This is a genomic window from Micromonospora sp. CNZ295, assembly GCF_004217535.1.
On sequence record NZ_SHKZ01000001.1, the window covers coordinates 6405709 to 6431857 of the forward strand.

At 73.5% G+C, this 26149-nt stretch carries 23 protein-coding genes and 1 pseudogene; 12 read left to right on the forward strand and 12 right to left on the reverse strand.

Annotated features, from left to right (window positions below):
* Positions 1–2: 2 nt before the first annotated feature.
* Positions 3–716 carry a dTMP kinase gene (locus tag EV376_RS29865; RefSeq protein WP_130328436.1) on the reverse strand — a complete coding sequence of 238 codons (714 nt, stop codon included), beginning with the start codon at positions 714–716 and terminating at the stop codon, positions 3–5.
* Between the two features lie 159 nt (positions 717–875).
* Between EV376_RS29865 and EV376_RS29870 the strand changes: the two genes are divergently transcribed.
* The 10 genes from EV376_RS29870 to EV376_RS29910 all read left to right on the forward strand — a co-directional run bounded on the left by EV376_RS29870 (position 876) and on the right by EV376_RS29910 (position 9748).
* Entirely contained in the window at positions 876–1460 is a 585-nt protein-coding gene (locus EV376_RS29870; RefSeq protein WP_130328437.1) for a nucleotidyltransferase, read from the forward strand.
* Complete coding sequence (locus EV376_RS29875) at positions 1457–1732, forward strand: hypothetical protein (RefSeq protein WP_130328438.1); 276 nt, start codon at positions 1457–1459, stop codon at positions 1730–1732. Before EV376_RS29870 ends, EV376_RS29875 begins: the two co-directional genes overlap by 4 nt.
* A 10-nt stretch (positions 1733–1742) precedes the next feature.
* Positions 1743–2519, forward strand: a complete 777-nt coding sequence (locus EV376_RS29880; protein WP_130328439.1) for a metallophosphoesterase — start codon at positions 1743–1745, stop codon at positions 2517–2519.
* Positions 2510–2653, forward strand: coding sequence for a GPGG-motif small membrane protein (locus EV376_RS30420; protein WP_007464364.1), 144 nt, complete (start codon positions 2510–2512; stop codon positions 2651–2653). Before EV376_RS29880 ends, EV376_RS30420 begins: the two co-directional genes overlap by 10 nt.
* A gap of 178 nt (positions 2654–2831) precedes the next feature.
* Positions 2832–3326, forward strand: coding sequence for a TspO/MBR family protein (locus EV376_RS29885; protein ID WP_130328440.1), 495 nt, complete (start codon positions 2832–2834; stop codon positions 3324–3326).
* 160 nt (positions 3327–3486) lie between these two features.
* The gene (locus EV376_RS29890; protein WP_130328441.1) at positions 3487–4833 is read left to right on the forward strand and encodes an ABC transporter substrate-binding protein; all 1347 of its coding nucleotides are present in this window, start codon (positions 3487–3489) and stop codon (positions 4831–4833) included.
* A gap of 74 nt (positions 4834–4907) precedes the next feature.
* Entirely contained in the window at positions 4908–5957 is a 1050-nt protein-coding gene (locus tag EV376_RS29895; RefSeq protein WP_130328442.1) for a carbohydrate ABC transporter permease, read from the forward strand.
* A 1-nt stretch (position 5958) separates the two neighbouring features.
* Positions 5959–6924 (forward strand): carbohydrate ABC transporter permease, encoded by a 966-nt coding sequence (locus tag EV376_RS29900; RefSeq protein ID WP_130328443.1) that lies wholly within the window; start codon positions 5959–5961, stop codon positions 6922–6924.
* Positions 6925–6984: 60 nt separating this feature from the next.
* Positions 6985–8022, forward strand: a complete 1038-nt coding sequence (locus tag EV376_RS29905) for a LacI family DNA-binding transcriptional regulator (RefSeq protein WP_130328933.1) — start codon at positions 6985–6987, stop codon at positions 8020–8022.
* A gap of 55 nt (positions 8023–8077) precedes the next feature.
* A complete protein-coding gene (locus tag EV376_RS29910; protein ID WP_130328444.1) occupies positions 8078–9748 on the forward strand; it encodes a glycoside hydrolase family 13 protein in 1671 nt (556 codons plus the stop codon).
* 54 nt (positions 9749–9802) lie between these two features.
* On the opposite strand, the gene EV376_RS29915 is transcribed toward EV376_RS29910, so the two are convergent.
* The 3 genes from EV376_RS29915 to xylA are packed head-to-tail and all read right to left on the reverse strand — an operon-like array spanning position 9803 to position 13920.
* Positions 9803–11227, reverse strand: coding sequence for an MFS transporter (locus tag EV376_RS29915; protein WP_130328445.1), 1425 nt, complete (start codon positions 11225–11227; stop codon positions 9803–9805).
* Positions 11228–11282: 55 nt separating this feature from the next.
* The gene (xylB, locus tag EV376_RS29920; RefSeq protein WP_130328446.1) at positions 11283–12722 is read right to left on the reverse strand and encodes a xylulokinase; all 1440 of its coding nucleotides are present in this window, start codon (positions 12720–12722) and stop codon (positions 11283–11285) included.
* A gap of 10 nt (positions 12723–12732) precedes the next feature.
* On the reverse strand, positions 12733–13920 hold the full coding sequence (xylA, locus tag EV376_RS29925) for a xylose isomerase (protein WP_130328447.1): 1188 nt from the start codon (positions 13918–13920) through the stop codon (positions 12733–12735).
* A 75-nt stretch (positions 13921–13995) separates the two neighbouring features.
* Here xylA and EV376_RS29930 point away from each other — a divergent pair, with 75 nt between their 5' ends.
* Positions 13996–15234 carry an ROK family protein gene (locus tag EV376_RS29930; RefSeq protein ID WP_486482844.1) on the forward strand — a complete coding sequence of 413 codons (1239 nt, stop codon included), beginning with the start codon at positions 13996–13998 and terminating at the stop codon, positions 15232–15234.
* A gap of 32 nt (positions 15235–15266) precedes the next feature.
* Here EV376_RS29930 and EV376_RS29935 read toward each other — a convergent pair whose 3' ends face one another.
* Complete coding sequence (locus EV376_RS29935; RefSeq protein WP_130328449.1) at positions 15267–15785, reverse strand: MarR family transcriptional regulator; 519 nt, start codon at positions 15783–15785, stop codon at positions 15267–15269.
* Between the two features lie 178 nt (positions 15786–15963).
* On the opposite strand from EV376_RS29935, the gene EV376_RS29940 reads away from it, so the two are divergent.
* Complete coding sequence (locus EV376_RS29940; protein ID WP_130328450.1) at positions 15964–17094, forward strand: PP2C family protein-serine/threonine phosphatase; 1131 nt, start codon at positions 15964–15966, stop codon at positions 17092–17094.
* 6 nt (positions 17095–17100) lie between these two features.
* Here the strand turns inward: EV376_RS29940 and EV376_RS29945 are convergent, their stop codons facing one another.
* The 7 genes and pseudogenes from EV376_RS29945 to EV376_RS29975 form a co-directional block, all read right to left on the reverse strand.
* Complete coding sequence (locus tag EV376_RS29945) at positions 17101–18582, reverse strand: sugar transferase (RefSeq protein ID WP_130328451.1); 1482 nt, start codon at positions 18580–18582, stop codon at positions 17101–17103.
* Between the two features lie 214 nt (positions 18583–18796).
* Positions 18797–20554, reverse strand: coding sequence for a VWA domain-containing protein (locus tag EV376_RS29950; protein ID WP_130328452.1), 1758 nt, complete (start codon positions 20552–20554; stop codon positions 18797–18799).
* Between the two features lie 132 nt (positions 20555–20686).
* Positions 20687–21724, reverse strand: a complete 1038-nt coding sequence (locus EV376_RS29955; RefSeq protein ID WP_130328453.1) for a lactonase family protein — start codon at positions 21722–21724, stop codon at positions 20687–20689.
* 103 nt (positions 21725–21827) lie between these two features.
* The gene (locus EV376_RS29960; RefSeq protein WP_130328454.1) at positions 21828–22430 is read right to left on the reverse strand and encodes an ATP/GTP-binding protein; all 603 of its coding nucleotides are present in this window, start codon (positions 22428–22430) and stop codon (positions 21828–21830) included.
* Positions 22411–22797 carry a DUF742 domain-containing protein gene (locus tag EV376_RS29965; protein ID WP_130328455.1) on the reverse strand — a complete coding sequence of 129 codons (387 nt, stop codon included), beginning with the start codon at positions 22795–22797 and terminating at the stop codon, positions 22411–22413. Before EV376_RS29965 ends, EV376_RS29960 begins: the two co-directional genes overlap by 20 nt.
* Positions 22787–23212 (reverse strand): roadblock/LC7 domain-containing protein, encoded by a 426-nt coding sequence (locus EV376_RS29970; RefSeq protein WP_130328456.1) that lies wholly within the window; start codon positions 23210–23212, stop codon positions 22787–22789. The genes EV376_RS29965 and EV376_RS29970 overlap by 11 nt, the downstream gene beginning before the upstream one ends.
* 199 nt (positions 23213–23411) lie before the next feature.
* A pseudogene (locus tag EV376_RS29975) lies at positions 23412–25962 on the reverse strand (nitrate- and nitrite sensing domain-containing protein); the annotation flags it as partial.
* Positions 25963–26149 lie beyond the last annotated feature (187 nt).

Genomic DNA, 26149 nt, shown 5'->3' on the forward strand with positions numbered 1-26149 from the left:
GCTCACGCCCGGACCGGGACGGGGTCGGGCTCGGCCGCCCGGGACGGGACCGGCTCGGCCGGCGCGACGGGCTGCTGCGTCCGGGCGGCCAGCCAGCCGTCGAGGTGATCCCGGATCTGCCGGCTCACCTCGTCCGCCGGGCGTCCCGCGTCGACCAGGACGAACGTGGGGTGCTCCGGCAGCGTCCGGTACGCGTGGTCGGCCGCGGCCAGGTAGCGGATGCTCTCGTGGTCGGTGCCGCGCCGCTCGATCCGCCGGTACGCCTCGACGGGGTCCACGGCCAGCAGGAAGGTCACCTGGGGGCGGGGGAACACGCGGTAGCCGAGGCGGGCCAGGCGCTCCCAGCGGTGCCCGCCGTGCGCCCGGATGCTCGCGTACTGGCAGGCGGAGTAGCGGTCCATCACCGCCACCCGGCCGGTCACCAGGTGGCTGAGCAGCGCGACCGCGATGGCGAGCCAGCGCAGCAGGGACTCCACGACCAGCAGCCCGCCGCGCCCGAGGAGGCGTTGGGCGTCCGGCCGGCCCAGCCGCTGCGCCACCCGGCCGAGGAAGCGCCGGCCGCCCGCGTTGCGGTGGTAGGTGGCGGGCAGGCCCGCCGCGGTCAGCGCGTCGGCGAGCCGGTGCGCCTGGGTGGTCTTGCCCGAGCCGTCGATGCCGATCAGGGCGACGGTGCGCAATCGGGCCCTGCCGCGCCGCGCCCCCTTCGATCTGGCCACCCTGTCGAGGCTAACCGACCCACGCTCGCCTTCTGCCCGTTATGCCCGCTTTGGGGATAGTTGCTAGCTACCCGCGCGCCTGCCAGGTGTGGTCGACGGCCATGCCGGGTACCCGACTTCGACGCCCTTCCCCCCTGACCACCACGACGGGAGTTCCAGATGGCCGAGCGCGGGGACGAGACCCTGGTGCACACCCTGAAAAAGGTCGCGGCCGTGCTCAAGCAGGAAGACATCCCCTTCGCGCTCGGCGGCAGCTTCGCGGTGTACGCGCACGGCGGCCACTCCAGCGAGCACGACGTCGACTTCCTCATCCGCGAGGCCGACGTCGACCACGCCCTGGAGTCGCTGGTGGCGGCCGGGTTCACCGCCGAGCGCCCGCCGGAGGACTGGTTGGTCAAGGTCTTCGACGACGGCCGCATGGTCGACCTGATCCACCGGCCGATCGAGACCCCGGTGACCGACGAGACGTTCGCCGACACGATGGTCCGGCCGGTCGACGCGATCCACATGCCGGTGCTCTCGGCGACCCAGTTGATGGTGCACAAGTTGCTCAGCTTCTCCCAGCACTACTGCGACTTCGCCCGCGGCCTGCCACTGGCCCGCTCGCTGCGGGAGCAGATCGACTGGGAACGGGTACGCAAGGAGACGCAGCACTCGCCGTACGCCGAGGCGTTCCTGGTGCTGCTGGACCGGCTGGAGGTGGTGCCGTACGCCGGCACCCCGGAGGGAGAGGGGAGACCGTGACCGAGCATCGCGACGTCGCCACGGGACCACCCGACGAGTACGTCGAGGCGGAGATCCACCGGCTGCTCACCGAGGACCCCGACGTGGCCGAGCAGGGCATCACCGTGGTCCGCCGGGAGCGCGGCCTCGTGCTGTACGGCGAGGTGGAGAGCCCGCACCGGCGGGAGGAGATCCTGCGCCGGGTCGCGGAGCGCTTCCCGGCCGTGCCGATCACCAGCGACATCGGGTTGATCCGCGTGCAGGCACCCACGGAGATCGAGCAACTGCCCTGAGGGAGGCACGATGGTGATCCGGATCGCCGCCGTGGGCGACGTGCATCTGGACGAGGACGTGGTCGGCCGCTTCCGGCCGGCCCTGGAGGAACTGCCCGACTGCGCCGACGTGCTGCTGCTCGCCGGTGACCTGACCCGGCACGGCACCGAGGCCGAGGCGCGCTGCGTGGCCCGCGAGTTCGGTGGCCTGGGCGTGCCCGTGGTGACCGTCCTCGGCAACCACGACCACCAGTGTGACCAGGTGCCGCAGGTGGTGAAGGTGCTGGCGGACGCGGGGATCACCGTGCTGGAGGGCACCGGTGTGGTGCTGGACTGCGCGGGCGGCCGGCTCGGCGTCGCCGGGGTGAAGGGGTTCGGCGGCGGTTTCGCGGGGCGGTGCGCCAGCGACTTCGGGGAACCGGAGATGAAAGCGTTCGTCCGGACCACCACCGAGAGCGCGGACGCGCTCGGGAACGCCCTGCGCTCGCTCGACTGCGACGTGCTGGTCGCGCTCACCCACTACTCCCCGGTGCCCGACACGCTCGCCGGCGAGCCGCTGGAGATCTACCCCTTTCTCGGCTGCTACCAGCTGGGTCAGGCGATCGACTCGGCGCCCACCGCGCTGGCCCTGCACGGGCACGCCCACCACGGGAGCGAGCGGGGCACCACCCCCGCCGGGGTACGCGTACGAAACGTGGCACACCCGGTGATCAAGCAGGCGTACAGCGTCTTCCATCTGGGCGATCACCTCGATCAGGGCGAGGTTTCCCGGATCAACGCCTCGGGTACTCAGCCGGCATGGAGCTGATTCTCTGGATTCTCGCAGTCGTACTGGTGGTCGCCGGGATTCTCGCGCTGTTCCGGCGGCAGATCCTCTGGGGCATCGTCCTCATCGTCGTCGGCCTGCTGGTCGGTCCGGGCGGTGTCAGCATCTTCAACTGACGTGGCGGCTCGTCGCCGCGCCACGGCGCGGCCGACCGACGCCGCCGGCACCGGGACCCGCCGGGGTCGTCGCCGCCGGAAGCTCCGTCCTCCCGACCGGAGCGTCCGGACGCGACGACCCCGGCGCCGTGCGTGCCGCCGGGTTTCAGCGCCCGCTTGACGGGGAGATATCTCGGCCATGGAGATTTCTCGGAGCGCCCGACCAGCCGCCGGCCCCCGGCAGTGGCTGGCCCTGCTCGGCTTCGGCGCGGCCGTCTTCGTCGCGGCCGCGATCGGCGGGCTGGGCGTACGCGGAACCGGTGCCGAGTACCAGAGCCTCGCGCAGCCCGCGTGGGCGCCACCGCCGTGGCTGTTCGGCCCGGTCTGGACCGTGCTGTACGCGCTGATCGCGGTGGCCGGCTGGCTGGTCTGGCGGCGCGCCGGGTTCGGGCCGGCCGGCTGGGCGTGGACCGGGCAACTCGTCCTCAACGCGATCTGGACCCCGCTGTTCTTCGGCGCCGGCCGCTACGGCCTGGCCTTCGCCGACATCGTCCTGCTGTGGCTGGCGATCGGGTTCACCGTCCTGCTCTTCCGCCGGGTCTCCCGGCCGGCCGCGGCGCTGCTGCTGCCGTACTGGGCCTGGGTCACCTACGCCGGAGCGCTCAACCTGGCGATCTGGCAGCTCAACAGCTGACTACGCCGCCACGACCGCCAGGTTTCCGGACTGTTACTCAGTCGTGTCCGTCCCAGGGGTGGACCACTCCTCATGCAAGCGCTTACATGTGGTCACGCCCATCGGACCGGCGCCAGGGGTCTGTCGTAGCGACCCCGCGCCGGCAAGGAAGGAGGACGGCATGGCGGTCTTCACCAGACCACGCCAGGCCTTCGTGATCGCCGGCGTACTCGGGCTGGCGCTGAGCGCCACGGCCTGCGGCACCGGCGGCAACGACGACAGCAACGACAACGCGGGCTCCGCGGAGTGCGCCGCCTACGAGAAGTACCAGGGCCACAGCGGCAAGAAGGTGACGATCTACTCGTCCATCCGGGACATCGAGGCCGACCGCCTGGACCAGTCCTGGGAGGAGTTCTCGAAGTGCACCGGCATCGAGATCGACCACGAGGGCAGCGGTGAGTTCGAGGCCCAGCTCGGCGTTCGCGTCGACGGCGGCAACGCCCCGGACATCGCGTTCATCCCCCAGCCCGGTCTGCTAAAGCGCTTCGCCGACGCCGGCAAGCTGAAGCCCGCCGGCGCCGACACCAAGGCGATGGCCGAGGCCAACTACTCCCCCGACTGGCTGAAGTACAGCACGGTCAACGGCACGTTCTACGGCGCGCCGCTCGGCTCGAACGTCAAGTCGTTCGTGTGGTACTCGCCCAAGACCTTCAAGGAGAAGGGCTGGGCGGTCCCGGAGACCTGGGACGACCTGATCAAGCTCAGCGACACGATCGCGGCCAGCGGCACCAAGCCGTGGTGCGCCGGCATCGAGTCCGGTGACGCCACCGGTTGGCCGGCCACGGACTGGATCGAGGACCTGATGCTGCGGACGCAGACCCCCGAGGTCTACGACCAGTGGACGACCCACGGCATCCCGTTCAACGACCCCAAGGTCGCCGAGGCGGTCGACCGGGCCGGGACCATCCTCAAGAACGAGAAGTACGTCAACGGCGGCTTCGGCGGCGTGAAGAGCATCGCCACCACCCCCTTCCAGGACGGCGGCCTGCCGATCCTGCAGGGCAAGTGCGCGCTGCACCGGCAGGCGTCGTTCTACGCCAACCAGTGGCCCGAGGGCACCCGGGTCGCCGAGGACGGGGACGTCTTCGCGTTCTACTTCCCGGCCATCGACCCGGCCAAGGGCAAGCCGGTGCTGGGCGGCGGCGAGTTCGTCGCGGCCTTCAACGACCGGCCCGAGGTGCAGGCGGTGCAGACCTACCTGGCCTCCGGCGAGTACGCCAACAGCCGCGCGAAGATCGGCGACTGGGTGTCGGCGAACAACAAGCTCGACCTGGCCAACGTGGCGAACCCGATCGACAAGCTCTCCGTCCAGATCCTCCAGGACAAGGGCACGGTGTTCCGCTTCGACGGTTCCGACCTGATGCCGGCGGCGGTCGGCGCCGGGACCTTCTGGAAGGGCATGGTCGACTGGATCAACGGCAAGGACACGGCGACGGTGCTCCAGGGCATCGAGGGCAGCTGGAAGTGATCGCGTGACGACGGGCCGGCCCGCACCGCGGGCCGGCCCGTCGTCCGATCCGAGCCCTTGACGAGGGAGGGTTGATGAACTTCGACTTCGCCGACGAACAGCCGAAGCTCCTCATGCTGATGTGGGGCCTGATCGCGTTCGTCGTGGTGGTGGGGGGACTGCTCCTCCTGCTCGACGTCGTGCCCGCCTGGCTGGCCCGGCGCCGGGAGGCCCAGCTGGTGGCCGTCTCGGCGAGCGGCGCGCCGGTCCCCCGGCGGACCAAACCGCGGGAGGGCCGCCTCGCGACGTTCTTCCTGCTGCCGACCGTGCTGCTGCTCCTGATCGGTCTGGTGGTGCCGGCGATCCGCACCGTGCTGCTGTCCTTCATGGACCGGACCAGCACCGAATGGGTCGGGTTCCGCAACTACGTCTGGATGTTCGACGAGGACGCGATCGTCCGGGTGCTGACCAACACCCTGATCTGGGTGATCCTGGTACCGCTGCTGGCGACCGCCTTCGGCCTGCTCTACGCGGTGCTGGTGGACCGGGCCCGGTTCGAGGCGATCGCCAAGTCGCTGATCTTCATGCCGATGGCGATCTCGATGGTCGGCGCCGCCATCATCTGGCGGTTCGTCTACGCCTACCGGGGCGCGGGCGAAGAGCAGATCGGCCTGCTCAACCAGATCGTGGTGAGCCTCGGCGGCACCCCGCAGTCCTGGCTACAGGAACCCCCGATAAACACGTTCCTGCTGATCGTCATCATGATCTGGATCCAGGCCGGCTTCGCGATGGTGGTGCTCTCCGCCGCGATCAAGGCCATCCCCGCCGAGATCATCGAGGCCGCCCGGCTGGACGGCGTCACGCCCTGGCAGATGTTCTGGCAGGTCACGCTGCCCAGCATCCGCCCGGCGGTGATCGTCGTGGTCGTGACGCTGTCCATCGTCACGCTCAAGGTGTTCGACATCGTCCGGACCGCCACCAACGGCAACTACGACACCAGCGTGATCGCCAACGAGATGTACAACCAGGCTTTCCGGTACGGCGAGAACGGCCAGGGCTCGGCGCTCGCGGTCGTCCTCTTCATCCTGGTCGTGCCGATCGTGTTCTACCAGATCCGCAACCTGCGTCAGCAGCGGGAGGGCTGAGATGACCACCGCCACGCCCACCGTCGCCGCCGGCACCCAGCAGGTCCGGAAGTCTCCCGGCCGCGCGACCCGGGTCCGCAAGCGCCTCAACACCCGGACCGCAACGCTCGTCTCCATCGTCATCGCGGTGCTGTGGACGGTCCCGACCTTCGGCCTGCTGATCTCGTCGGTCCGGCCCGAGGACCAGATCAAGACCACCGGCTGGTGGAATTTCTTCCGCGACCCCCAGTTCACCCTGCAGAACTATCAGGAGGTGCTGTTCGGCCAGTCGTCGTCGTCCGGGCAGCTGGCCAGCTACTTCATCAACTCGCTAGCCATCACGATCCCCTCCGTGCTGTTCCCGATCGCCTTCGCCACGCTCACCGCGTACTCGCTGGCCTGGATGAACTTCCGGGGCCGCGACTGGCTCTACATCGGGATCTTCGCACTACAGATCGTGCCCCTGCAGATGGCACTGGTGCCGCTGCTGAGGTTCTTCTCCACCGGGGTCACGGTGGCCGGCATCACCCTGCTGCCGGCGTGGGACCTGGACGGCGCCCAGAGATTCGCCCAGGTCTGGTTCGCGCACACCTGCTTCGCGCTCCCGTTCGCCGTGTTCCTGCTGCACAACTTCATCTCGCAACTACCCAGGGATCTGATGGAGGCGGCCCGGGTCGACGGGGCCACCCACCCGAAGATCTTCCGCACCATCGTCCTGCCGCTGATCACCCCGGCGCTCGCCGCGTACGGCATCTTCCAGTTCCTCTGGGTCTGGAACGACCTGCTGGTCGCGCTGATCTTCGCGGGTGGTGGCGACGAGACCGCCCCGCTGACCGTCCGGCTCGCCGAGATGGCCGGCACCCGGGGCAACGAGTGGCAGCGGCTGACCGCCGGAGCGTTCGTCTCGATGGTCGTACCGCTGATCGTGTTCCTGTCGCTCCAGCGCTACTTCGTGCGCGGGCTGCTCGCCGGCAGCGTCAAGGGCTGATCCACGCTCCCGCTCCGCCGCCGGGCCCGGTGGCGGAGCGGGAGCGAGAGCGGGGTGAGCGTGACGAGGATCGACGACGTCGCCCGGCTGGCCGGGGTCTCGACGGCCACCGTCTCCCGGGCGCTGCGTGGACTTCCGACGGTGTCGGCGGCGACCCGGCGCCGGGTGCTCGCCGCCGCCGAGCAGCTGCAGTACGCCGTCTCGCCCAGCGCGTCGCGGCTGGCCGGCGGGCGGACCGGCACGGTCGCCGTGGTCGTCCCCCGGATCACCCGCTGGTTCTTCGGCGTCGTCGTCGAGGCGGTCGAGGACTTCCTCCACCAGGCCGGCTACGACCTGCTGCTGCACAACCTCGGCGGGCGGGAGCAGACCCGGCAGCGGGTGCTGCGCACCGCCAACCTGCACAAGCGGGTGGACGGCATGATGCTGGTGGCCACCCCGCTACGGGCCCCGGAGCTCGCCTTCCTGGGCGCGCTCGAACTGCCCGGCGTGACCGTCAGCTCCGGGACCAGCGTGCCGGGCTGGCCGTGCGTACGCATCGACGACTTCGCCGCCGCCCGGACCGCCACCCGGCACCTGCTCGACCTCGGGCACCGGCGGATCGCCCACATCTCCGGCGACCCCGACGACGAACTCGCCTTCACCACCCACCTGGACCGGCGCCGCGGCTACCGGGAGGCGCTGCGCGCCGCGGGCGTCCGCCCGGACCCGAGCCTCGACGTCGAGTCGCGGTTCGACGTCGACGGCGGCACCCGGGCCACCGAGGAGCTGCTCCGCCGGGGCGACCCGCCGACGGCCATCTTCGCCGCGTCCGACGAGATGGCGATGGGAGCCCTGTCCGCGCTGCGCGACGCCGGGCTGCGGGTGCCGGACGACGTCAGCGTCATCGGCATCGACGACCACGCGCTCTCCGGTGTGCTCGGCCTGACCACCATCGCCCAGTCCGCGACGGACCAGGGTCTGCTCGGCGCGAAGATCCTGCTCGGCTCGCTGGCCGGCCGCCCGGTCGACCCGCTCTGCGCCGGCGCGACGGACGGCCCGGTGATCCTGCCCACTCGGCTGGTCGTGCGCGAATCGACCGCACCACCACGGGCACACTAACGACAAGCCGCCCGGCCGACCGCCAGCCTGTACGGCTCGATCATGGGAGAAGGCCCTGAACAGCAATCCGACGCACGAGCAGTCCGTCGACCCGGCCACCGGCTGGTGGACCGAGGCCGTCATCTACCAGGTCTACCCGCGCTCCTTCGCCGACTCGAACGGCGACGGGATCGGCGACCTGCCCGGCATCACCGCCCGCCTCGACCACCTGGTGGAGCTGGGGGTGGACGCCGTCTGGCTCTCGCCGTTCTACCCGTCCCCGCAGGCCGACGCCGGATACGACGTCGCCGACTACCGGGACGTCGACCCGCTGTTCGGCACGCTCGCCGACGCGGACAAGCTGATCGCCGAGGCGCGATCGCGGGGCCTGCGGGTCATCGTCGACCTCGTCCCGAACCACACCTCGTCGGCGCACCGGTGGTTCACCGCCGCCCTCGCGGCGGCCCCCGGCAGCCCGGAGCGGAACCGGTACGTCTTCCGGGACGGCCGGGGCCCGGCCGGCGACCAGCCGCCCAACGACTGGCAGAGCGTCTTCGGCGGGCCGGCGTGGACCCGGATCACCGAGGCCGACGGCCGACCCGGGCAGTGGTACCTCCACCTGTTCGACCCGGGCCAGCCCGACCTGAACTGGGACAACCCCGAGGTCCGGGAGGAGTTCCTCGACGTGCTGCGCTTCTGGCTGGACCGGGGCGTGGACGGCTTCCGCGTGGACGTGGCGCACGGCCTGGTCAAGCAGGCCGACCTGGCCGACTGGCAGGAGCCGCAGGAGATCCTCTCCGGCCGCGAGATCGACAAGCCGCGCCCGCCGATGTGGGACCAGGACGGCGTCCACGACATCTACCGCGACTGGCGCGCGCTCCTGGACAGCTACCCGGGCGAGCGCGTCCTGGTCGCCGAGGCGTGGGTGGAGCCGGCCGAGCGGCTCGCCCGGTACGTGCGCCCGGACGAGATGCACCAGGCCTTCAACTTCGAGTACCTGCTCGCCTCCTGGACCGCGCCCGCCCAGTACGCGGTGATCACCCGCTCGCTGGAGGCCACCGACGCGGTCGACGCCCCGACCACCTGGGTGTTGTCCAACCACGACGTGGTCCGGCACGCCTCCCGGCTCGGCCTGCCGGTCGGCACCCCGAGACCGAACGGCATCGGCATCGGCGACCGGCAGCCGGACGCCGCGCTCGGCCTGCGCCGGGCCCGGGCGGCCACCCTGCTGATGCTCGCCCTGCCCGGTTCGGCGTACCTGTACCAGGGCGAGGAGCTGGGCCTGCCCGAGCACACCACGATGCCGGACGAGGCGCGGCAGGACCCGACGTGGAAGCGCAGCGGCCACACCCAGCGCGGCCGGGACGGCTGCCGGGTGCCGGTCCCGTGGGAGGCCGACGCCCCGTCGTACGGCTTCGGGCCCACCGACGCGAGCTGGCTGCCCCAGCCACCGGTGTGGGCGGAGTACGCCCTGGACCGGCAGCGCGGCGTGCCCGGCTCGACGTACGAGCTGTACCGGGCGGCGTTGCGCCTGCGCCGCCAGCACGGGCTGGGCCGGGGGGCACTGGCCTGGCTCGCCACCGGCGACGAGGTGCTGAGCTTCCGCAACGGGCCGCTGACCGTGTTGACCAACTTCGGCGACGCCCCGGTGCCGGCGCCGGCGGGCGAGGTGCTCGTCACGAGCGCCCCGCTCACCGACGACGGCCTGGTGCCCACCGACGTGACGGTGTGGGCGCGTACGGCGTGAGGTGTTGAGAGGGGCCCCTGGTACAACGCGAGGCGTTGCGAAGGGGGCCCTTCCTCACATCCGTTCCGCGCGGGTGTGCAGCAGGTCCCGCACGTCGGCGATGTCACGCGGGGACGTGCGGGCGGCGAGCCAGTACATGATGCCGGTGGGCACGAAGAACAGCTGGAAGGCGGCGAGCCCGACCGCGTAGTTCAGCGGCGGCGGGAAGGCCGCCCGCAGCCCGTGGAAGGCCACCCCGACCAGGCCGTTCCCGGCGGCCCGGCCGACACCGTTGACCAGGTTGCCGAGGCTGTAGACGGTCCCCCGGTGCTCCGGGGGGTTGACGTCGGCGATCAGGGCGAACCAGTTCGGCGAGTTCGCCGAGGTGAGGGCGAGGGCCAGCAGCGCGGTCAGCAGGCTGAGCCCGACCGTCGGCTCGGTCAGCACGCTGGCCAGCACCGCGCCGACGACCGCGCCGGAGCCGGCGCCGTCGGGCACGTCGATGCGGATCGGCACGAAGAAGAGCACCAGGTAGAACGGGACCGCCGCCAGGATGCCGACGGACGCCACCAGCGCCCGCCCGGAGGGGGTACGGCGTTGCAGCGCGTCCCCGACCAGCCCGCCGACGATGGAGAAGACACCGCCGAGCTGGAACAGGGTGGCGAAGACGCTGCCCACCACGACGGCGGTGGCCGCCGAGTAGCCCTGCGCCTCCGCCCGCTCGGTGAAGAGCACCGGCAGCCAGACCAGCGAGCCGAACGCCGCCTGCGCGGTGAGGCCCTGGAGGATCAGCCAGCGGTTCGTCCGCCGGCCCAGGATCCTCGGCAGGTCGGCGCGGCTGATCCGGTAGTCGTACTCGCCGCCGCCGGCGAGCCGCTCGGCGAGTTCCGGTTCGCTCTGCCCGCGCCGGATGTCGTAGGTGAACAGGTACGCGGCGGTCGCGCCGAGGCCGACGACGGTGAGCACCAGGAACGGGCGCCGCCAGTCCGCCGCCCCGAGCAGCCCGCCGACCAGGGTGCCGGCCAGGGTGCCGACGCCCTGGGACAGCCCCCAGAAGCTCATCACCAGGCCGCGGCGGCGCGGCGAGATCAGGTCGGTGACGACCGAGAAGCCGACCGAGCCGACCGCGCCCAGCCCCACCGCGCCGATCAGCTGGGCGGCCAGGAACGTCGGGTAGTTCCCGGCGACCGCGCTGCCACCGGTGCCCACCGCCCAGATCAGGGTGCCGACCATCAGCAGCGACTTGCGGTTGGTGCGGTCCCCGACGTACGCCCAGCCGACCGCGGCCACCGCGCTGACCAGGAAGCTGACCGCGGTGACCAGGCCGAGCATGCGCTGGGGCACGTCGAGCGCGTCGGCGATCGAGCCGTACAGCGGGGGCACCAGGCCGATCGCCACGTTGTCCAGCGAGGCGAGCACCACGAACACCACGACGCTGTAGAACCGGTGCGCCGTGCCGCCGCCCCACGCCCGTGCCGGGCCGCCCGTGGCCAAGGTCATGCCGGCAGCCAACCAGGACGGGATCACGACCCGGTCACCGGGGTGGGGTGGCGGATCAGCGGTCCAGCACGTGGTCGCGGGCCGCCGCGTACCGCTCGCGGATGGCGGGAACGGCGTCGGCCTCGTACGTCTCCGTGTCGGCGGGGGTCCACACCGGTGGCTCCGCCCCGCCCAGCGCGACCCAGGCGGCCTGCCGGGCGGCACCGTCGGCGACGTACTCGCCGGGCGGCGGGACGACCACCGGGACGCCGAAGACCTGCGGGGCGATCCGCCGGACGGCGGCCGAGCGGGCGCCGCCGCCGACCAGCAGCACCCGGCGCACGGTGGCGCCCTGCGCGACGAGGGCGTCCAGGCCGTCCGCGAGCGCGCAGAGCATCCCCTCGACGGCGGCCCGGGCCAGGTGCGCCGGCGTCGAGGTGCGCAGCGTGAGCCCGTGCACCGAGCCGGTGGCGTCGGGCCGGTTCGGGGTCCGCTCCCCCTCCAGGTACGGCACCAGGACCAGACCGTCCGCACCGGGTGGGGCGGCGAGCGCCAGGTCGGCCAGCTCGTCGAGATCGACGCCGAGCAGCGTGGCGGCCGCGTCGAGCACCCGCGCGGCGTTGAGCGTGCAGACCAGCGGCAGGAACCGGCCGGTGACGTCGGCGAAGCCGGCCACGATCCCGCTCGGGTCCGCCGCCGGACCTTCCGCGACGCTGAACACGGTGCCGGACGTGCCGATCGAGACGACCACGTCACCGGACCCCGCGCCGACGCCGAACGCGGCGGCGGCGTTGTCACCGGCCCCCGGGCCGAGCAGGGCCGCCCCGGCGGGCCGCGGCCCGCCGAGCGCGGCCGGGTCGAGCCGGCCGGCGGCCTCGGCCGGGCCGCGGACCCGGGGCACCGCCAGGGCCCGGCCGAACGCGCGTTCCAGCAGGTCCGGGCGGTACTCCCCGGTGGCCGGGGACCAGTAGCCGGTGCCGCTGGCGTCACTGCGGTCGGTGCCCAGCGCATCCAGGCCGGGGGCGCCGGCGAGCCGCCAGGTCAACCAGTCGTGCGGCAGGCAGACGGCGGCCACCCGGGCGGCCTCCGCCGGCTCGTGCCGGGCCAGCCAGCGCAGCTTCGTGACGGTGAAGCTGGCCACCGGTACGGAGCCCACCGCGTCGGCCCAGAACCGCCGGCCCGCGTCCCCGTCGCCCGCCTCGGCGATCAGGTCGGCGGCGGCCCCCGCCGACCGGGTGTCGTTCCACAGCAACGCCGGCCGGACCACCGCGCCGTTCTCGTCGAGGCAGACCATGCCGTGCTGCTGGCCGGCCACCGAGATCGCCGCGACGTCGGCGAGCCCGCCGGCGGCGGCCACGGCCGCAGCCAGCGCCGACCACCAGGCGGCGGGGTCGACCTCGGTGCCGTCCGGGTGCGGCGCCCGGCCCTCGCGGACCAGGGCTCCGGTCTCCGCGTCCCGGACGACCACCTTGCAGGACTGGGTCGACGAGTCGACGCCGGCCACGAGTGGGGACATGGCGGGCGCCTCAGCGGGCGCCGAGCAGGTGCTCGACGGCGAGCTGGTTGAGCCGGACGAAGCCGAAGCCGCGCGCCGCGGCCGCGTCCACGTCGTACTCCTCGAAGGCGGACCGGTCGGCGAGCAGGTCGGCGTAGCTCTCGCCGTCGGCCAGCGTCGGGGTGGCGAGGTCGGCGACCCGGCTCGCGGCGAGCGCCTCGGCGACCTCCGGGTCCGCCCGGAACGCCGCCGCCCGCTCCTTGAGCAGCAGGTACGTGCGCATGTTCGCCGCGGCCGAGGCCCACACGCCGGTCAGGTCCTCGGTGCGGGACGGCTTGTAGTCGAAGTGCCGGGGACCGTCGTACGCCGGGCCGCCGTTCGGGCCGCCGTGCTCCAGCAGGTCGACCAGGGCGAACGCGTTGAGCAGGTCGCCGTGGCCGAAGACCAGGTCCTGGTCGTACTTGATGCCGCGCTGGCCGTTGAGGTCGATGTGGTACAGCTTGCCCTGCCAGAGCGCCTGGGCGATGCCGTGGGCGAAGTTGAGCCCGGCCATCTGCTCGTGGCCGACCTCCGGGTTGAGGCCGACCAGCTCCGGGCGGGCCAGGGTGGAGATGAAGGCCAGCGCGTGCCCGACGGTGGGCAGCAGGATGTCTCCGCGCGGCTCGTTCGGCTTGGGCTCGAGGGCGAAGCGGAGGCCGTAGCCGCGGTCGACGACGTACTGGCAGAGCAGGTCGACGGCCTCCCGGTAGCGGTCCAGGGCGGCGCGCACGTCCTTGGCGAGGTCGTACTCGGCGCCCTCCCGGCCGCCCCACATCACGAAGGTACGGGCGCCCAGCTCGGCGGCGAGGTCGATGTTGCGGAGCACCTTGCGCAGCGCGTACCGCCGGACGTCGCGGTCGTTGCTGGTGAAGCCGCCGTCCTTGAACACCGGGTGCTTGAAGAGGTTGGTGGTGACCATCGGCACCACCAGGCCGGTCTCGTCGAGGGCCTTGCGGAACCGGGCGACGTGCTGGTCGCGGGTGGCCGCGTCGGAGCCGAACGGGACCAGGTCGTCGTCGTGGAAGGTGACGCCGTACGCGCCGAGCTCGGCGAGCCGGTGCACCGTCTCCACCGGGTCCAGCGCCGGCCGGGTGGCGTCGCCGAACGGGTCCTGGGCCTGCCAGCCCACCGTCCAGAGACCGAAGGAGAACTTGTCGGCGGGGGTGGGACGGGGTGCCATGGCAGACCTCCGGGGTGTCGTCCGCTATTTGTTCAATGGTTGAATTATTTGGCGACCGTGTGGCAGTGTCAAGGGGTGACCCGACCCGCCGTACCCGCGGCCGCGGCGCGACAGGGCAGCCTGCGGGAGCACAACCTGGCCCTGGTCCTCGGCCGGATCGCCGCCGCCGACCGCCCGCCGTCCCGGGCCGACCTCGCCACCGCGACCGGCCTGACCCGGGCCACCGTCTCCGCGGTCGTGGAGGACCTGCTGCTCGGCCGGCTGGTCAGCGAGGTGGAGCCGGCACCCCGGGCGGGCGCCGGGCGGCCCGCCCGAGGGCTCGTCCTCTCCGACGCCGGCCCGGCCGGGCTGGGCCTGGAGGTGAACGTCGACTACCTCTCCGTCTGCGTGGTGGATCTCGCCGGCCAGGTGCGGCACCAGACGGTCGAGCGGGCCGACCTGCGGCCCGTCCCGCCCGCCGGGGCGCTCGACCGGCTCGCCGCCCTGGCCGCCGCCGCCCGGGCGGACGCGGCCCGGCAGGGGCTCACCCTGGCCGGGGCGGCGCTCGCCGTGCCCGGCCTCGTCGACGACGCCGGCCTGGTCCGCCTCGCACCCAACCTGGGCTGGCGGGACGTGCCGGTGCCCGCGCTGCTCGCCCGCCATCCGGCGCTGACCGAGCGGGTCGCCGGCGTACCGGCCCTGGTCGTCGACAACGAGGCCAACCTGGCCGCGCTCGGCGAACTGCACGCCGGGACTCCCGGGCCGGCCAGCTTCCTGCACATCTCCGGCGAGGTCGGCATCGGCGCCGGCATCGTCCTGCACGGGGCGCTGTTCCGGGGAGCACGGGGCTGGAGCGGCGAGATCGGCCACCTCCCGGTCCAGCCGGACGGCCCGCCGTGCCGCTGCGGCGGTCGCGGGTGCCTGGAGCGGTACGCCGGCCAGGAGGCCGTCCTCGCCGCGGCCGGCCTGGCCGGGGCGGACCTGCCGGGCGACCGGGCGGCCGACCGGTTGGCCGAACTGGCCCGGGCCGGTGACGGGCAGACCCGGGCCGCGCTGCACGACGCCGGGACCGCGCTCGGCGTGGCGGTTGCCGGCGTGGTGAACCTGCTCGACCTGGACACGGTGGTCCTCGGTGGCGGGTACGCCCCGCTGGCGCCGTGGCTGCGCCCACCGGTGCTGGCCGAGGTCTCCCGCCGGGTCCTGACGGCGGCCTGGTCGCCGGTGACCGTCCGCCCGGCGGCGCTCGGCACCCAGGCGGCGACCGTCGGCGCGGCCGGTTCGGTGGTCCGCCGGATCCTCGCCCGCCCGGCCGGCTGGTTGGCGCACCGGTCCTGACCGCGCGCCGGCCGCGGGGCGTGCCGGCGGGCTCAGGCCGAGCGTACGGCCGGTGGCTCCGCCGCCCAGCCGGAGGGCTCCGCCCGGGCGTCCGCACCGGGCCGGGGGCCGGCGGGCTCGACGTACGGGACGGCGGCGGCCCGGAGGCGCGCCGCCTCGTCGAACTCGCGCAGCCCGCACAGCAGCGCCTCCCGGCCCGCCGGGCTCATCCCGGCGAGGATCTCCGTGAGCTGGTGCCGCCGGTGCTCGCGCAGCTCGGCGAGGAGCTGCCGCGACTCCACCGTGAGGTGCAGCGAGATCTCCCGCCGGTCGAGGCGGCCCGGCTCGCGCTCCAGCATCCCGGCGGCCACCAGGCGGTCGCAGAGCCGACTGGCCGACGAGAGCAGCATGCCGAGACGGTTGGCGAGGCGGCGCAGGTTGATCCCGTCGTGCTGCTCCACCACCATGATCACCCGTAGCTGCGCTCCGGAGACCCGGCTGGTGGTGTTCTCCCGTGCCGTCTCCCAGACGGACAGCAGGGCTCGCGCCGCCGCGTCCACCTCGGCAGCCATACTCGGCTGTGGTCCCCCTGGACCCTGTACTTCGACCATGGTGGGCCCGAGCGTACTCCGCCTCGCGAGGGGATCGGGCCGGTGATCAAGGAGCGGTCATGAGCGAGCGCCAGCGAGCGAATCATCAACGCAGCGCGTCGGTGCCGCATGCCGGCCCGGAACGAAGTGAAGTGCCGGCATGAGCGAACCGGTCAGCAGGGCACGGGCGGCGCTCATCCAGGCGCCGGCCGATCTCCTCGTGGACCGGGTCGCCGACGTGGTGCGCCGGGCGTACGGGATCGAACGGGTGGACCTGTTCCAGGTCGACTACCGACTGTCGGCGCTGCTGCCGGTCGCCGAGGCGGAGGCCGTCACCACCCCCGGGCATCCGGCCTGGCGCTGCTTCGACCACCAGACCCCGATCGCCGCCGGCGGCTCCGCGTACCTGCCGGTCTCCATGCGGGGTGAGCGTCGCGGGGTGCTCCGGGTGTCGCCGGCGCCGGACGACGGGACCGTCCTCGCGGAGCTGACGGAGATCGCCACCGCGCTGGCGCACGAGATCTCCGCCGTCACCGAGGGGACCGACGTCTACCGGGTGGCCCGGCGCACCCGCCGGCTCACCCTCGCCGCCGAGATGCAGTGGGACCTGCTGCCGGGGCGCAGTCGGGTCCGCCCGGCGTTCAGCCTGGCCGGACAGTTGGAGCCGGCGTACGCGGTGCGCGGCGACAGTTTCGACTGGTCCGACGACGGCGACCGGCTGTGGCTGGCCACGATCAACGGGTCCGGCACCGGGGTGACCGCCGCGTTGCTGACCTCGCTCGCGACGTTCGCCCTGCGCAACGCCCGGCGGGCGGGCCTGTCCCTGGCCGACCAGGCGGCGCTCGCCGACCAGGCCGTGTACGAGGTGCACCGGGGCGAGCGCCACCTGGCCGTGCTCCTGATGGACCTCGACCTGCGCTCCGGGGCACTGACGGTGGTCGACGCCGGGTCGCCCCGGCTGCTGCTGCTCCGTGCCGGCGAGGTCCACGACCAGCCGCTGGACCGGCAGTTCCCGCTCGGCATGTTCGAGGACACCGACTACCGGGAGCAGCACTTCGCGCTGCGCCGCGGGGACCGGCTCTTCGTGGTGAGCGACGGTGTGGTCGACGCCACCGGCCGGGACGCCCGGTACGGCGAGACGGCGCTGGACCGGTTCCTGCGGCGGACGGGTCCGATGCAGCCGCTGGACGCCGTCCGTTCGCTCATCGGCGACCTGCGTGCCTTCGTCGCCGGCGACCTGGTGGACGACGCGGTGGTGGTCTGCCTGGACTGGACCGGCCCCCGGCCCTGACCGGGCTCAGTACGCGCCGCGGCTGTTGAGCACGGCGCCGAACGTCTTCCACAGGATCGTCAGGTCGGCCGCGAGCGACCAGTTCTCCACGTAGTACAGGTCGAGCCGGATGCCGTCCTCCCAGCTCAGGTCCGACCGGCCGCTGACCTGCCAGAGGCCGGTCATGCCGGGCTTGACCAGCAGCCGCCGGGCCACGTCGCCGTCGTACCGGGCGACCTCGGACGGCAGCGGCGGGCGCGGGCCGACCAGGCTCATCTGCCCGAGCAGGACGTTGACCAACTGGGGCAGCTCGTCCAGCGACCACTTGCGCAGCAACCTGCCGATCCGGGTCACCCGCGGGTCGTCGCGCATCTTGAACATCAGGCCGTCGGTCTCGTTGCGCGCCGACAGCTCGGCCAGCAGGGCGTCCGCGTTGACCACCATCGTGCGGAACTTCCAGACGCCGAACTCGCGGCCACCCTGCCCCACCCGGGTCTGGCGGAACAGCACCGGCCCCCGGCTGTCCACCTTGATGGCGAGCGCGATGACGGCCAGCAACGGCAGCAGCAGCGCCAGCGCGAGCAGCGCGGCCGACCGGTCGACGAGGCCCTTCACCAGCTTGCGGGCGCCCCGGAACTCGGGTGCCTCCACGTGGATCAGCGGCAGCCCCGCCACCGGGCGGGTGTGGATGCGCGGGCCGGCGACGTCGGTGAGGGCGGGAGCGACCACCAGGTCGACGCCGGTGCCCTCCAACTGCCAGCCGAGCCGGCGCAGCCGGGTGGCGGTCAGCTCCCCGGACGCGGTGACCGCGACGGTGTCCGCGCCGATGGCGGTGGCGGCCTCGGGGATGCCGCGGAACGAGCCGACCACGGGCACGTCACCGAGCCGCTGCGGGACCGGGGCGAGCAGCGCGTCGGGGATGCACGCCCCGACCACCTGGTAGCCCGCGTACGGCTCGCGCCGCAGCGTGTGCACCAACTCCAGCACGTGCGCCGTGTCACCGACCACGAGCACCTTCCGGGACCAGCCGGTACCCCGCGAACGGGCCCGGTGCAGCCGCTTGCGCGCGGCGAACCGGGCCACCTCCAGGCCGAGGGTGCCGACCGCGATGGAGATGCCGAGGAAACCGCGGGAGAAGCCGATGTCGAAGACGTAGCCGGCGATGGCGATGGCGCCGGCGAGCCGCAGGCTCGCCAAGCTCACCCGCCGGTACTCGTCGGCGCCGTAGCCGAGCACCCGGTCGTCGTAGCACCGGAGCGCCTTGAGCGAGACCAGCCAGGCCAGCACGAGGCCGGGGGCCACCAGGACGTACGGGACCTCGGAGCCGGCCGGCGGTTCGGCGCCGAAGCGGGCGACGTACGCGACCAGGACGGCCACGATCAGCACCGCGGTGTCGAGCACCACCAGGGCCCGGATGTAGGACCGTTCGGCGGTGCGCGCCGTCGGGCGGGACACGTGGCCGGCGGCAGCCGTCGCCCGGGCGGGAGTCAACAGCGTCGCCGAACTCACCGGCCCCTCCCCACTTCGCCTCCCGCCCCGCCGGTGGAACCGGCGGGGTCGGCCCGGTCGCCGCCCGGAGCACGACGACATTCTGCCCCGAGAATTATGGCTACCGATTGCTTCGGACGTATTACCGTCAGTTTTCGCGGCCCGGCCGGAACCGGAACGGGGCCTGTCGTACCGGATCCACCGTCGACGACAGGCCCCACCCCTGAGTCAAGGCTCAGGAACCCGCCTTCCGCAGCGCGATCGCCTTGAGGAAGATCTCACTGATCTTGGTCGGGTCCTCGGTGACGAACGAGCCGCCGCCGGTGACGTCGGTGATCGACTCCAGCTCGGCCTTGCTGACCTCGCGCCCGATCCCGATCAGGACCACCTGCACCGGCCGCTCAGGATCGCTGATCTGCTTCAGCTTCTTGAGGAGCTCCTGCTGGCTGATGCCGTTGGCGTCCTCGTTCTTGCCGTCGGTGAACAGCACGATCGAGTTGACCTGGCCCGGGTCCCAGTCCTCCTGGACCGCCTGGTACGCGGCGAGGATCGTGTCGAACAGGCCGGTGTTGCCGCGGGTCGGCTGGACCCGGCTCAGCGCCTGCTCGATCTTGCTGCGCTGGGTGCTCAGCGGACCGATGTCGACCAGCCGCCGGTAGTCCCGCTCACCGTTGAGGTTCGTCGCGAACTCCCACACGCCGATCTGCCAGCTGTCGTCGAAGAGGTTGAGGCCGCGGCCGGCCGCGTCGACGGTGACCTCCAGCCGGGTGGCGCCGTTGGCGGTCGCCACCTGCTCCTTCATCGAACCCGAGACGTCGATGATGGCGAGCATCCGACCGGACTGGGTGGCGACCGACCAGCCGGTGACCGCGGTGTCCACCGCCTGCGGATCCAGGTCACCGGCCGCGTTCCCACCGCCGGCCTGCTGGGCCGACGCGCCGCCGGCCTCCGGGCTCGGCGCGCCGGGCGGCGCGCTGAAGCCGGCACCCCAGTTGCCGTCCGGCGCGCGCAGCGACAGCGGCGCCAGTCGGTCCTTGAAGCTGGGCGTGGTGAGCACCTCGAACAGCACCCGCGCCGCCGACGCCTTGGCCGGCTCGATGCCGGGCAGCACCGCGTACGGGTAGTCGAGCGGCATGGCCGCCGGCTCCAGGTACAGCGCGGCCAGCGGCACCGCCGGCTTCTTGGCGTTGTACGAGACCACGTCCTCCTCGGACAGCGCCGCAGCGTTGAGGCTGCGGGCGATCGTGGTGGGATCCGTGGCGGTCGGGAACTTGGCGAGCAGGTCCTGCCGCAGGTTCGAGCTGCCGGTCGACAGCGCCCGCAACGCACCGACCCGGGCCGCGGTGGCGTCCTTGCCGGCCGCCGCGGCGGCGGTGGTCAGCGAGAGCAGACCGGAGAGGCCGGCCGCGTCGCGGGTCGGGTTCACGATGCCGGCCTTCAGCGGCCGGCTGCCGTTGACCTGGCCGACGAGCGTGGCCCAGGTGAGCTTCTTCTCCGGCCAGCCGAAGCGGGCGGCGATCGGCTCGGGCATCGCCACGACCACCGGGCTGCGGGCGATCGACGCCCCGTTGCCCGGGTCGAAAGCGGTCGCGCCGCCGGTCTTCAACCGCAGCAGCCACGTCGACGAGTCGGGGATCCACACGTCCGGGCTGACCGCCGTGCCGCTGGCCTGCCCGACCCCGGCCAGGATCGCGCCGTGCTTGGCCGCCACGGTGGCGGCCACCTCGACCGGTTCGGTGGCGGTGACATTCACCTCGATGCAGGTGCCACCGACTGCGGCGCCCCCTTTCTCCCACTCGGACGCGGCGGTGTCGACCGCCGGGGCGAGCTCGGAGGCCACGGCGACGGCCAGCTCGATCTTGCCGGAGCAGTCCGGCCCGGCGAGCTGGCGGTAGCCGAAGTACCCGCCGGCGGTGACGACGAGCACGCCGACCGCTGCGGCGGCTCCGGCGGCATGGATGTTCGAACGCATGCGATGGCGGCCTGGAGACACGCGACCATCTTGCGGATCCCGCCGCCGGACTGCTACGTCCGTTCGGCCGAAAGTTACGCAGAAGAAACAGATGATCTCAGTTTTTTTACGGCGCGTAGTCAGGTCGCCCCGTGGCGTGCTGTGATCCGCGTCTCAGAGCAGGACGCAGGTGGGACTCGGGACGATCACCGGCTCACCGACCGGCGCCGGCACACCGGTCGCCGGGTCGACCCGGAAGACCCGGATCATGTCCGCCCGTTCGTCCGCGACATACAGGTGCGGCCCGCCGAGGGCGAAGTGCCGCGGCCACTCGCCACCGGTGTCGACCTCGGCGACCTGCACCGGGAGGACGTCCGCCACGGCGAAGACGGCGATCGTGCCGACCCCACGGTTGGCGACGTAGAGGAAACGGCCGTCCGGCCCGACCGCGATCTCGGAGGGCTGCACGTGACCCGGCCGCTCGCTGGCCTCCACCCGGCCGCGCTGGTGCAGGGCGCCGTCGGCGGCCACCTCGTACGCGACGACCGAACCGTCGAGTTCGCCGACGAGCCAGCAGCGCCGCCCGTCCGGGTGGCGCGCCAGGTGCCGGGGACCGGTGCCGGCGGCCGTGCGCACCCGTGGCGCCCGGGGCACCAGCCGGCCGGAGCCGGCGTCGAGGTCGTACCGGTAGACCGAGTCGGTGCCGAGGTCGACCGCGAGCAGCGGACCGCCGTCCCGGCCCGGGTTCACCATGTGGGCGTGCGCCGCGTCCTGCCGCTCCGGGTCCGGGCCGTGGCCCTCGTGCCGGACCAGGTCGCTGCGCTCGCCGGGCACGCCCTGCGCGTCGAGCGGAAACACCGTCACGCTTCCACCGCCGTAGTTGGCCACGAAGAGGTGCCCGCCGTCGGCGGCGACCGCGAGATGGCACGGCTCGGCCCCGCCGGTCGCCCGGGTCGCGAGCGCGGTCAGCGCCCCGTCCGGCGCGACCCGGAAGGCGCTGATCGCACCGTCGGTCAGCTCGTTGACCGCGTACAGGACGGGCAGTCGCGGGTGCCGGGCGAGGAACGACGGCGCGGGGGTGACCGCGACGGTGCCGAGCGGGGTGAGCGCGCCCGAGTCGGGATCCCGCCGGGCGGCGACGATGCCCTCGCCCCGCCCGCCGGTCTCCGCGGTGTAGCCGCCGATATGGACGATCGTCCCCTGAGCTGTCACCGGATCCGCCCCTCGCCGTCTCCTCGCCGATCAAACCAGAGGCTTCCCGGTCCGCCGTGCCCGCATGCCGGAAATCGATGCCGGATTCCGAGCCGGACCCGGCTCAGGCCGCCGGCACCGGCTCGCCGCGCTGGCGGGCCACGTGCTCGACCAGCGCGATCAACACCTGCTTGCCGGACTGCCGGTCCCGCGCGTCGCAGAGCAGCAGCGGCACGTCGGGATCCAGGTCCAGGGCCTGGCGTACGCTCTCCAGGCCGAACCGGCGGGCATCCTCGAAGCAGTTGACACCCACCACGAACGGGATGCCGCGCTGTTCGAAGTAGTCGATCGACGGGAAGCAGTCGGCCAACCGCCGGGTGTCGGCGAGCACCACCGCGCCGAGCGCCCCGAAGGCCAGCTCGTCCCAGAGGAACCAGAAGCGGTCCTGCCCCGGGGTACCGAACAGGTAGACCTGCAGGTCGTCGTTGATGGTGATCCGGCCGAAGTCCATCGCCACCGTGGTGGTCGACTTCGTCTCCACGCCGGAGAGGTCGTCGGTGCCGATGCCGGCACCGGTCAGCACCTCCTCCGTCTGGAGGGGGCGGACCTCGCTCAACGCACTCACCAGCGTCGTCTTCCCCGCACCGAAACCCCCGGCGATGAGGATCTTCAGCGCGATCGGGATGCGGGTGCTGGTTCCCGCCAGGTCAGAGCGCACGGAGTCCACTGACCACCGCCTTGAGGATGTCGTTGTCGGGCAGGTACGGACCGGCCGGGGGCTGGTGCACCGTCACCAGGCCCCGGTCCACGAGATCGCCGAGCAGCACGCGCACGACACCGACCGCCAGGTCGAGGTCGGCGGCCAGCTCGGCCACCGGCACCGGCCGGGCGGCGAGCGCCACCAGCCGCCGGTGCTCGGGGTGCAGGTCAGGGTGCTCGGCCGGGTCGGCGTCCCGCTCGGCCAGCACGTACGCGACCAGGTCGAAGCCGTCGACGGCGGACCGGACCCGGCCGCCGGTGAGGGTGTACGGGCGCACCACCGGCCCGGCGTCGTCGTCCAGCCACTCGTGCGGCACGCCCGCCTCAGCCCGCATCGCCGGCGCCCGCCGTCGACCGGGCCGGCACGCTCATCGTCTCCCCGACCCGGGTCACCAGCATCGCCATCTCGTACGCCACCAGCCCGATGTCGGCGTCGACGTCGCTCACCACGGCCAGGCAGGCGCCCTGACCGGCCGCGGTCACGAAGAGGTACGCCGCCTCCATCTCGACGACCGTCTGCCGGACCGGGCCGCCGTCCACGTGCCGGCTGGTGCCCCGGGCCAGGCTGGCGAAGCCGGCGGCCAGGGCGCACAGGTGCTCCGCGTCGGCCCGCTCCTGGCCGGCGGACGCACCGAGCAGCAGCCCGTCCGCGGAGAGCACCACCGCCTGCCGGGCGGCGGGCAGCCGCTCCACCAACTCGTCGAGCAACCAGTCGAGATCGGCACTCTGCCTCGTCGAATGCAGCATCACGCGTCCCTCTCAGTCGCGGTCAGGAGGTCAGGATCGGCCGGGGAATCAACCGCTCCGTCCGGCGATCGGCCGGCCCGCGGTCGCGGTGGGCCCGGAACCGGCCGCTCGGCGGGCCCGCCCGGAGCCGGCGGTGCACCCGGTGCCGAGGCGGCCGGCGCGCCCGGTGCGGCGTTCCTGGCCGGCGCGCCCGCCGAGGTGCCCGGTGGGGCGTCGGCGGCGGTCGTGGCCGGCGGCGCGGCGGAGGCCGCCGCGCCGTCGCCCCCGCGGACCCGGGGATCGGCCGCGGCACGGCGACCCCGCGCCGTGCCGGCCTGCAACGCCGACAGGACCCGGCGGGCCTCCTCCGGCGACCGGGGCGTCGGGTCGGCCGAGGGCGGCCGCCAGGCGCCACCGCGCACGACGGGCTGCCGCAGCGTCGGCCCGTCCAGTGCCGGCCACCCGGGCCGGCGGACCTCGACGGTCGGCTCGTCGAGCTGCCCGGAGCCGGCGCTCGGTCCGCTGTCCGGCCCGGACGCAGGGGCCGTACCGGCCGCCTCGGGCCCGTCCGCGGTCGGCGCGTCCGGGCCGCCGGGCCGGACGGACCTCCCCACCCCTTCCGTGGCCGTCGCGTCCGGCACCGGAGCGCCGGTGGCCCGGGCCGGGGTCCGGGGTGCGGGCGCCGGGCCACGGCGACGGACCCGGCGGGGCAGCCCGTCGATCTCACCGGCCACCTCGACCCGGCTCGGCCCGCCAGCGACCTCGGCCACGCCGGTGCGGGCCGGACCGGACGGATCTGGCTCGGAGACCTGAGGTGTGCGCGGCCGGGGCAGCGCCTCCCGCCGGGCCGGCCGGGGCATCCGGTCGCCGGTCCGGTCCCCCACCGGAGACAGCGACGGCTCCTCGGTGACCAGCTCGTCAGGGACCAGCACCACCGCGGTCAGCCCGGCGCCGTCGGCCGGGCGCAGCCGGACGCGCACCCCGTGCCGGGCGGCCAGCCGGGCCACCACGAACAGCCCCAGCCGGGCGGTCTGGGTCGGGTCGAACTCGGGCGACGAGGCCAGGCGGGCGTTGGCGTCCTCCAGCGCCTCGGCGGACATGCCGAGCCCCCCGTCGGTGACCTCCAGGGCGTACCCGTTGGCCACCCGCTCCCCGCTGACCCGGACCCGCGTGTCCGGCGGCGAGAACGCGGTCGCGTTCTCGATCAGCTCGGCGAGCAGGTGGATGAGGTCGCCCACGGCCCGGCCGAGGACGCCCGCCGGCCGCACGCGGCCGATGTCCACCCGGTCGTACGCCTCGACCTCGGAGATCGCCCCCCGGATCAGGTCCACCATCGCGACCGGGTTGCGCCAGCCCCGGCCCGGCGCCGCGCCGGCCAGGATCACCAGGTCCTCCGCGTGCCGGCGCAGCCGGGTCGCGAGGTGGTCGACCCGGAACAGCTCGGCCAGCTCGTCCGGGTCCTCGGTGCCGCGCTCCATCCGGTCGAGCAGGGCGAGCTGGCGGTGCACCAGCCCCTGGCTGCGCCGGGCGATGTTGAGGAACACCTCGTTCAGGCCCCGGCGCAGGTTCACCTCGGCCTCGGCGGCCCGGATGGCGGTCCGCTGCACCGAGGTGAACGCGCGGCCCACCTGGCCGATCTCGTCGGTGCCGTAGTCCAGCGACGGTGCCTCCCGGGTGACGTCCACCTCCTCGCCGCGCCGCATCCGCGCCACCACCTCGGGCAGCCGGCGCTCCGCGCGCTCGAGCACGGTGCGCACCCGCACGAGCCGGCCCGCGAGGGAGCGGCCGACCCGCAGGGCCACGATCAGGGAGACCACCACGGCGATCAGGCCCAGCAGCCCGGCGACCGCGAGCCGCACCAGGATGCGTACGGCCGTGGGCACCGACCGTTCGGCCAGGCCGTCGGCCTGCTCCAGCTCGTACTCCCGCAGCAGCTGCTGGACCGCCTCGTAGTCGGCCAACCAGGCGTCCGCGTCGACCAGCGGGCTGCTCCCGCCGGTTGCGATCAGGAGGTTCTGCATGTTGCGCAGCCGGGTGAACTCCGACCGCTCGGTCAACCGCTGGTACGCGGCCCGGTCCGCCTCGGGTAGGTCGGCCACCGCGGCCTCGGCGAGGAACCGCTGGTTGGCGATGGTCTGCACGAGCTGCGTGTGCTCGCCCTCGGCGAACTCGCCGGAGGCGAACACACCGGCCAGCAGCGCGTCGGTCTGGCCGAGCAGTTCACGGGAGCGGCCGATCCCGGTCACCGCCAGCGCCTGCCGGTTGAGCTCCGGGTCGGGCAGCGCCGCCATCGCCGCGAAGGCCTGGAACGCCGACGAGATCATGCCGCTGTAGAGACCCACCGCGCCGGCCCGGTCCACCTCGCGGCGGTCGATGAACTCGCGACCGGCCGGCAACACGTCCAGCGCGGCGACGAGCTGGTCGAGGCGGGCGTCCAGCAGGTTGCCGGCCGCGTCCCGCAGGTCCTCGCCGGCGACCCGGCGGCGCAGCTCGGCGACCGCCCGGTCGGTGCGCTCCCGCTGCTCGGCGAGACCGGGCTGGTCGCGCTCGGTCGACAGATGGACGACGGAGAGTCGCCGCTCGCGTTGCAGCTCGGCCACGACCGCCTCACCGGGGCGGCCGAGGTCGTACAGGAGCGTCCGGGCGGAGAGCAGGTCGAGCGCGGGCCCGAAGGCGAGCGTGGTGGCGAAGATCCAGAGCGCGAGCAGGGCACTCACCGGCACCACGACCAGTGCGGTCAGTTTGGAGCGGATCGGCCAGTCGCGGGTGTTCACTCAAGACCTCGCCCGGAAGGTGTGGCTGCGGGGGTGCCGGCGCCAGCCGGGCAGCGCCCGGCGGAGCGCGCCCGGCCGCGGCGCCGGGACGTCATCGACGGACGCCTTGGGCAGGATACGTAATCAGCGCGGGTTGCACTACCACGAGCGCATCGGGAGGTGGCGCCGAGGCGGTAACCCGACACTC